A 6,548-nucleotide genomic window follows, 5' to 3' on the forward strand; every position below is an offset into this window, starting at 1 on the left:
CGCCATGGGAGGGTTTACACCATCCGATTGCACGCATCGTGGAGATTCAGGGCTAGGCTGTTGATTTTCGTCAGTCCTGTGTTGAGCTGGAACCCGGAAGAGTTTGCGAATCTGGAGTTGGAAGATGCCAAGGCATTGCCGGGCTGGGCCGGCTGAGCTACGGTAACGCCCGATCGGGAGCCGCTGGTTGTCCTAGTCGTAGTCTGGCGCATTGCGCGCTTGATGGACCTGGGACGCAACTGCCCGCAGTTGCCCGTCGAGCTGCTGTTGCCCCCTGAAGAATGGCCCAGCGTGTGCTTCCTGCTCATAGAACCCATCCCGCAGCAACTGCAGAACTTGAACAGCGTCATTCAGATAATTGCCACGATTAGCGGTTTTCTGGAGCGCAAGGGCGATGGTGAACCCGGCGTCGAGACGCTATAGATCGGCATGCAGCGGTGACCGATTTCGCCGCCTAGCTGGCACCCCAAGGAAATCCAGACACCTTGGACATGGCTGCATCGGATGCCTTGAACACGATAGCGAGTTACTACCGATCTATCTTCAACGACCTAGCGAGCGGCCGCAACCAATGCATCAGCGGTTGTCATATTTATTACATTCCATCTTCGACCCAAACTCCGTTCAGCTCCTGATAACTGATGAGCGAGCGGACCTACTTGGTGCCCGATTTTGGTGCCAGTAGGCCAAATGGCGACAGCTTGCGCCTTGTACTCAGCCAATTGAAAGAATTGGAAACCAACATTGACAGAAATGGAGCTTTCTCTGAAACTTACATTTGCGCACATATTAAATTAAAAAACTCAACAGATTATTTGTTCGCAAAACGCAAAAGCACTTGAACTTCAGCAAATTTAAATCACAGGAGAAAATATGGCTGGATACAGATTGGTTGTGAACGAATGGTCTGGCGCACTTTTAGGTCACACAAATGTTTCACTGATAGATCCTGCGGGTAATAAATATACCTTTGGCGCAAATATCGCCGAAATGGATTTCAATGCATTTAACGGATATGAAGGCGGGATCTATAGAGAAAGTTCAGATGGAGCTGAATTTCGGACAGAGTTCGATATTTCGCAAGACACTTTTCTCAACATGCGAACTCTGATGGAGAACCAAGCCGCAGGTACGGCAGCGAATAATGGGTACTATAACGCATTTACTACCAACTGTGTTGATGCCGTTATAGGCTGGCTAGATGCTGCGGGAATATCATACGATGCCACCAGTTTATTCAATACCACACTAATGGATGGCTATTCCACGGGAAGATATTATCTTTCGACCATATACGACTGGTTGCGGAATCAAGTTGATCCCGCTGGCGCTTCAAATTATGATCTTCTCGACGATATTGACCGTTGGAGAGAAGATTATTGGGACGCAACAACCAACACTTTACACGGTTCAAATGTAGCAGAAGAAGTCTCAGAAAATGAACAAGATCTGCGAGACCATACTATTTACTCGCCAATCGCTATAGACCTTAATGGTGACGGGTTACAAACGATAGGAAGCTACAATCAAGAAGTTTCCTTCGATCTCAATGGAGATGGACTATTAGATAAGACAGCATGGCTAAGTCGGGAGGACGGCTTCCTAGCAATTGATCTAAACAATGACAATTCCATTAGCAACGGAAATGAGCTCTTTGGAGGAGCAGCGAGAGGAGAGGGATACGCAAAACTTAGCACATTTGATTCTAATAAAGACGGATTTTTGGACGCTACGGACGAGAGCTTTAAAAAGTTTCTAATCTGGAAAGACTCAAATTCGAACGGAATATCCGACACCGGAGAGCTTTCTGATTTAGCATCTTTTGGGATAACTTCAATCGATCTGAATTACGTTTCAAGAGATCAATACAACCATGGCAATCTAATTGGGGAGCACTCATCAGCCATCATGAATGGCACTCAGGTTTCAGTAGGCGACATTTATTTTCAGTCGGACATTGCAACGTTATAAGGCAATGTAAATGAAAAAGAACACCCTGTGGATCGCAGTAATTTTTACATCACTCACTGCAGCCAACATAGCCAGTGCAAATCAAACTGCAAATAAAACGATTAATCTTTCGGGAAACACCCTGCTGATTAAAAATAGATTGGGGACAACGTTAATGCACTACTACTCTGACGGAAGTTATCAACAATTCAGTGCTGCCAACGTCAAATCCTCTGGAAGTTGGAGATCCGAGAAAGACAAAGTATGCGCAACCGTGCAATCCTCAGACACTATGAAACTTCTGCGGGAGCATTGCATTTCATTGGCCGGAATGCAAATCGGATCAATTTGGAATGGAAATATTGAAGATCGCAATGGGCCGATTACCTACCAACTCCTCAAAGGCCACCCCACATTCGAAGTATTAAAACGATAGTTTTTTATCGAAAAAATTAATTGCCCTGGAGAAAAAATCAGGGTAATTATTTTCTTGCATTTGCGATAGATCAGCCCAAACCCCATTAAGCCAAAAACCAAGCTGTAAAATTGCATTATTGATGATGATCTAATTTTGCAAATATAAATAATAAAACAACTCGCGATTAATAATTAAAATTCATGAATATTGTCGATGCAATTAAGCGGCCTTTATACTGGTCATTTTTCATTAGTACAGCGATAAATATACTTTTTTTTAGGCGGCCCACTCTTCATGCTACAAGTATATGACCGAGTGATTCCGAGCCAGAGCATTGCCACTCTTCAAGCTCTAATTATATTAATACTAGCTATCTATGCGTTACAGGCCGGACTAGAAGTTACGAGAGGCAAGCTCTTTACTCGAATAAGTTCGTATATCAACGATAGTCTGTCACGCGCTGTTTTTAAGGCTGACATTAATAGCGCTTTAACAAAAAAGTGAACGCGCAGTTGAAAAATTCTTTTAGAGACTTGGAAACATACCAAGCCTTCCTGAGGAGCGGCGGTCCTGCTGTTGTTTTTGATATTTTTTGGAGTCCCGTTTATATAGTACTATTATTTCTGTTGCATCCATATTTTGGGGCATGTTCTATCGCTGGAATTCTTGCGTTGGTTTTGATTGCTTGGCGAACCAATTCAATAATATGGTTACTTCAAAAAGAAAACACCAGTATTAGTACTACCGCATTTCATATTGCAGCTAGTGCTGCTCGCGAGGCTGAAACAGTACGGTCTCTCGGGATGGAGAACAATCTATATATTCAATGGCAACGTTTCAATTCCCAAAGCGTTACCATTCAAACTCGCACTGCAGATGCAGCTTCAAATTATGGGGGAATAGGGCGATTTGTACGCCTCTCTTTGCAATCTTCGGTTCTCGCATTGGGAGCTTGGCTCGTCATTGATGGGAAGGCCTCACCGGGTGTAATGATTGCAGCCTCCTTGCTTCAAGGCCGTGCTTTGGCACCTATTGAGCTAGCAATTTCGCGGTGGAAGGAATTCACGAATTATATTCAGGCCTACCAACGCTTAAATAATCTTCTGCGCAGCTCCATTAGTAAACCTAATTTGCTATTTAATCCTCCAACCCCACATAAATACTTAGAGCTTTGCAAGATTGAAATTACTCCGCCTAACTGCTCAGACCCCATTCTTCGGGGGGTTAATTTCAGATTAATATCAGGCGATGCGCTTGGTATTATAGGAGGAAGTGGCTCAGGAAAATCAACTTTGGCTCGGCTGCTAGCGGGTGCTTGGTCAGCATCTAACGGAAATATTCGATTCGACGATGCTGATCTTTCGCAATGGTCGGCTAACGAAGCTGGCAAATTTATTGGCTATTTATCTCAGCGCGTCGAACTGTTTGCAGGTTCAATTGCGCAAAATATCGCGAGATTTGATGAAGATGCCACAGAGGCTGACATACTGCGCGCAGCAGAATTAGCCAACGTTGATAAATTAGTAAAATCTTTTTCTGCAGGTTATAATACGATCATTAAGAATGATGGCGACACTTTATCTGCTGGGCAGCGTCAGCGGATAGGTCTGGCTCGGGCGTTATATAAAAATCCATTCCTCGTTATATTAGATGAGCCCAATTCTGCATTAGACCCTGAAGGTGAGGGAGCACTCTTCCGATGCATAGCCGGCATAAGAGCGCGTGGAGGTATTGTTGTTATTATCACACATCGTATGAACGCGCTACAAGGAGTAAACAAGGTGCTGGCATTGAAGTCTGGAATGCAAATCGCATTCGGCTCCCGCGATGAAATGCTGAAAACATTAATAAAGTAATTGGCAACAGTCAATTTTGATTCTTAATTCATTTTTAAATAATTAAATCCACTCCTTATGCAGGAAATTTCTCGGCAATTGCGCACAGCTTGCCTGGTTCTTTTTCTAACATTTTTAACCATGCTGGTCTGGGGAGTAACCGCTAAAATTAAAGGCGCAGTCATATCTCAAGGGAATATTGTATTTTTGACCAGTTTAAAAAATGTTCAACACAGAGAGGGCGGTATAGTTGCGCAGGTCTTAGTAAAGGAAGGTGAAGAAGTTGCTAAAGATCAGGTTGTTATTCGGTTAAATAGCAAAGTTAGCAAAGCCTCCCTTGAGTCTCTTTCGGATCAAATAAAAGAGCAGGCAGCACGTTCACTACGATTAAAATTGGAGCGTGACAACGAAAATGAATTCCCACAAGTCGATACTTCTGGCGCTAATGAAGCATTATTTTTAGAAAAGAAACTATTTATACAAAGACAAAGAACCAAACAACAAAAAATCAAATCTATAAAAAATCAGATGGCTATGTTATCTGAAAAGTTAGATAAAAATAAAGAATATAATGCAATACTTAGGCGTCAAAAAAAAACTTCAACAGGAACAAGTTTCCGCTTTTGATAATATTTATAAGCATGGTCTCATCACGATAGCGGAGCGTAATTCGGCCGAAAGAGATTTAACTGAGACCGAGTCAATTTTAGCGCAGCTTGCAATTTCAGATATAGAAGCCAAAGCCGACATTGAGAGATGTCGGATTCAAATTCTTGATATTGAATCCAATTCCATGACGGAAATATTATCAGAACTCAAAGATAATCGTACATTACTTACCCGTTTATTGGAGCAGGAAGTAGCTGCGCAAGATGAACTTGAGCGGTCAGAGATCTTAGCACCTGTTAGCGGTAAAATTCAGGGATTAAAAATTCACACCGCAGGGGGTGTAATATCGCCCGGCGAGTTGCTAATGTCCATTGCACCTAAAACTGAAGAGTTAATTGTAGAGGCGAGGGTCGATCCTAAGTCGGTTGATCAGATCCACCCGGGTCGATCCGCAAGAATGCACTTTACATCTTTCTCCTCATCTGTAACTCCCACAATTCATGGCGAAGTCAAAAGTATTTCCTCAGATTTGCTTGTGGGAAAAAATAATGAGCAATACTACCTCGCTCGCTTAGAGATTCCTAGCGATTCACTTAATGAAGAGATAGGAGGGAAAATAACTGCAGGAATGCCTGTTGAAGTTCACATTACAACAACCGAGCGCGCGGCAATCAGTTATTTTCTAAAGCCAATTACTGATCAATTCAATCGAGCATTTAATGATGATTGATGTCAGCATTTGCTCTTGAGAAATTTTTATGAACTATTACATTTCTTTTTTAATAGTCCTACTTTTTTCTGGATGCTCGCCAAGCGGGCCCATAATTGAGTTACCAGAAGCAAAAATAATAATGCGTCAAGTTAATCCCTTGATTGACAAGATTGAGCGCTATAAAACAATAAAAGGCTCATACCCTCTTGAAATTTATCAGTTGCCCCTTGATCAGAGCGACAGAGAAGTTATCAAGAGCAGAGGCTTAACGTATTCGCAAAATGATTCAACTCAATTTGAATTATCGTTTAGATTTACACATGGGATTTCAAATCCAATTTGCTCATACTGGAGTGATCTCAAAAAATGGCAATGCCTCTTGAAATAAAGTCACCATAGATTATGTTGATAAAAATCACGTTATGTGGAGGTATTCCTTTAACTCGACGCCCTAGGTCCAAAGATCCCACCTTCGTCGATTGATACCCATATAAATCAAAGAGTTACGGTGAAAAATTGGATTTTTGAGCGTACCTTTTTCATGAGCAAGCCCGCCCAAATAAAGTACTGCACTAAGAGTGGCTAACACAAAACCTCTCGACGAAGCGCAAGCAGATGATGGAGCAGGCGAGCTTGAGCAAGGCCAGATGAGTGTCTAGTTGTCGCTCGAAACGGATCCAGAGCCCGCAATCCAGGAATGCGTGCGCTCGACCACCCAGCGATGGCGCCCGAGCCGTTCACTGCTCTCGACGCCACGTCGTGCAATGCGCACTTGGATGCCACGCTCGCGTAGCGCCTTGCGGCACTTGTCGTAGTCGTAGCCCTTGTCTGCGTGCAGCTTGTCCGGTCGTCTCCTTGGCCTGCCTTGCAAACCTCCTACAGGTCGCACGGCGTCGATCACACTCTCCAAGAACATCGAGTCGTGCCTATTGGCTGCGCTCACCAATATCGCCAGCGGCACGCCGCGAGCATCTGTCAGGACATGGCGCTTGCTGCCGAGCTTGCCCCGCGATCACGAAGGCAG

The 6,548-nt window shown here is 43.7% G+C and carries 7 protein-coding genes and 1 pseudogene; 7 read left to right on the plus strand and 1 reads right to left on the minus strand.

The annotated features are described in order from the left end of the window. Positions 1 to 183 precede the first annotated feature (183 nt). From AC27KI_RS16770 to AC27KI_RS16800, 7 genes are all read left to right on the plus strand, one after another. Complete coding sequence (locus AC27KI_RS16770) at positions 184 to 423, plus strand: IS4 family transposase (RefSeq protein WP_487114851.1); 240 nt, start codon at positions 184 to 186, stop codon at positions 421 to 423. A 218-nt stretch (positions 424 to 641) separates the two neighbouring features. Then, a complete protein-coding gene (locus tag AC27KI_RS16775) occupies positions 642 to 842 on the plus strand; it encodes a hypothetical protein (RefSeq protein WP_487114839.1) in 201 nt (66 codons plus the stop codon). Between the two features lie 31 nt (positions 843 to 873). Then, on the plus strand, positions 874 to 1,971 hold the full coding sequence (locus tag AC27KI_RS16780; protein WP_487114841.1) for a hypothetical protein: 1,098 nt from the start codon (positions 874 to 876) through the stop codon (positions 1,969 to 1,971). A gap of 10 nt (positions 1,972 to 1,981) precedes the next feature. After that, positions 1,982 to 2,386: a hypothetical protein gene (locus AC27KI_RS16785; protein WP_487114843.1), complete on the plus strand. Its 405-nt coding sequence runs from the start codon at positions 1,982 to 1,984 to the stop codon at positions 2,384 to 2,386. A gap of 482 nt (positions 2,387 to 2,868) precedes the next feature. Beyond that, positions 2,869 to 4,224, plus strand: a complete 1,356-nt coding sequence (locus AC27KI_RS16790; RefSeq protein WP_487114845.1) for a type I secretion system permease/ATPase — start codon at positions 2,869 to 2,871, stop codon at positions 4,222 to 4,224. A gap of 120 nt (positions 4,225 to 4,344) precedes the next feature. Beyond that, entirely contained in the window at positions 4,345 to 4,830 is a 486-nt protein-coding gene (locus tag AC27KI_RS16795; protein WP_487114847.1) for a hypothetical protein, read from the plus strand. Next, positions 4,775 to 5,542: a beta-barrel domain-containing protein gene (locus tag AC27KI_RS16800; protein ID WP_487114849.1), complete on the plus strand. Its 768-nt coding sequence runs from the start codon at positions 4,775 to 4,777 to the stop codon at positions 5,540 to 5,542. Before AC27KI_RS16795 ends, AC27KI_RS16800 begins: the two co-directional genes overlap by 56 nt. 554 nt (positions 5,543 to 6,096) lie before the next feature. Here AC27KI_RS16800 and AC27KI_RS16805 read toward each other — a convergent pair. After that, positions 6,097 to 6,533: pseudogene (locus AC27KI_RS16805) on the minus strand (IS5 family transposase); the annotation flags it as partial. Positions 6,534 to 6,548: the final 15 nt, after the last annotated feature.

Source organism: Acidovorax sp. KPB24-03, from assembly GCF_057546605.1.

Coding starts and splice junctions, on each gene's coding strand:
- AC27KI_RS16780 (WP_487114841.1), top strand. CDS start 874: ATGGCTGGATACAGATTGGTTGTGAACGAATGGTCTGGCGCACTTTTA.
- AC27KI_RS16775 (WP_487114839.1), top strand. CDS start 642: ATGAGCGAGCGGACCTACTTGGTGCCCGATTTTGGTGCCAGTAGGCCA.
- AC27KI_RS16795 (WP_487114847.1), top strand. CDS start 4,345: ATGCTGGTCTGGGGAGTAACCGCTAAAATTAAAGGCGCAGTCATATCT.
- AC27KI_RS16785 (WP_487114843.1), top strand. CDS start 1,982: ATGAAAAAGAACACCCTGTGGATCGCAGTAATTTTTACATCACTCACT.
- AC27KI_RS16800 (WP_487114849.1), top strand. CDS start 4,775: ATGCAATACTTAGGCGTCAAAAAAAAACTTCAACAGGAACAAGTTTCC.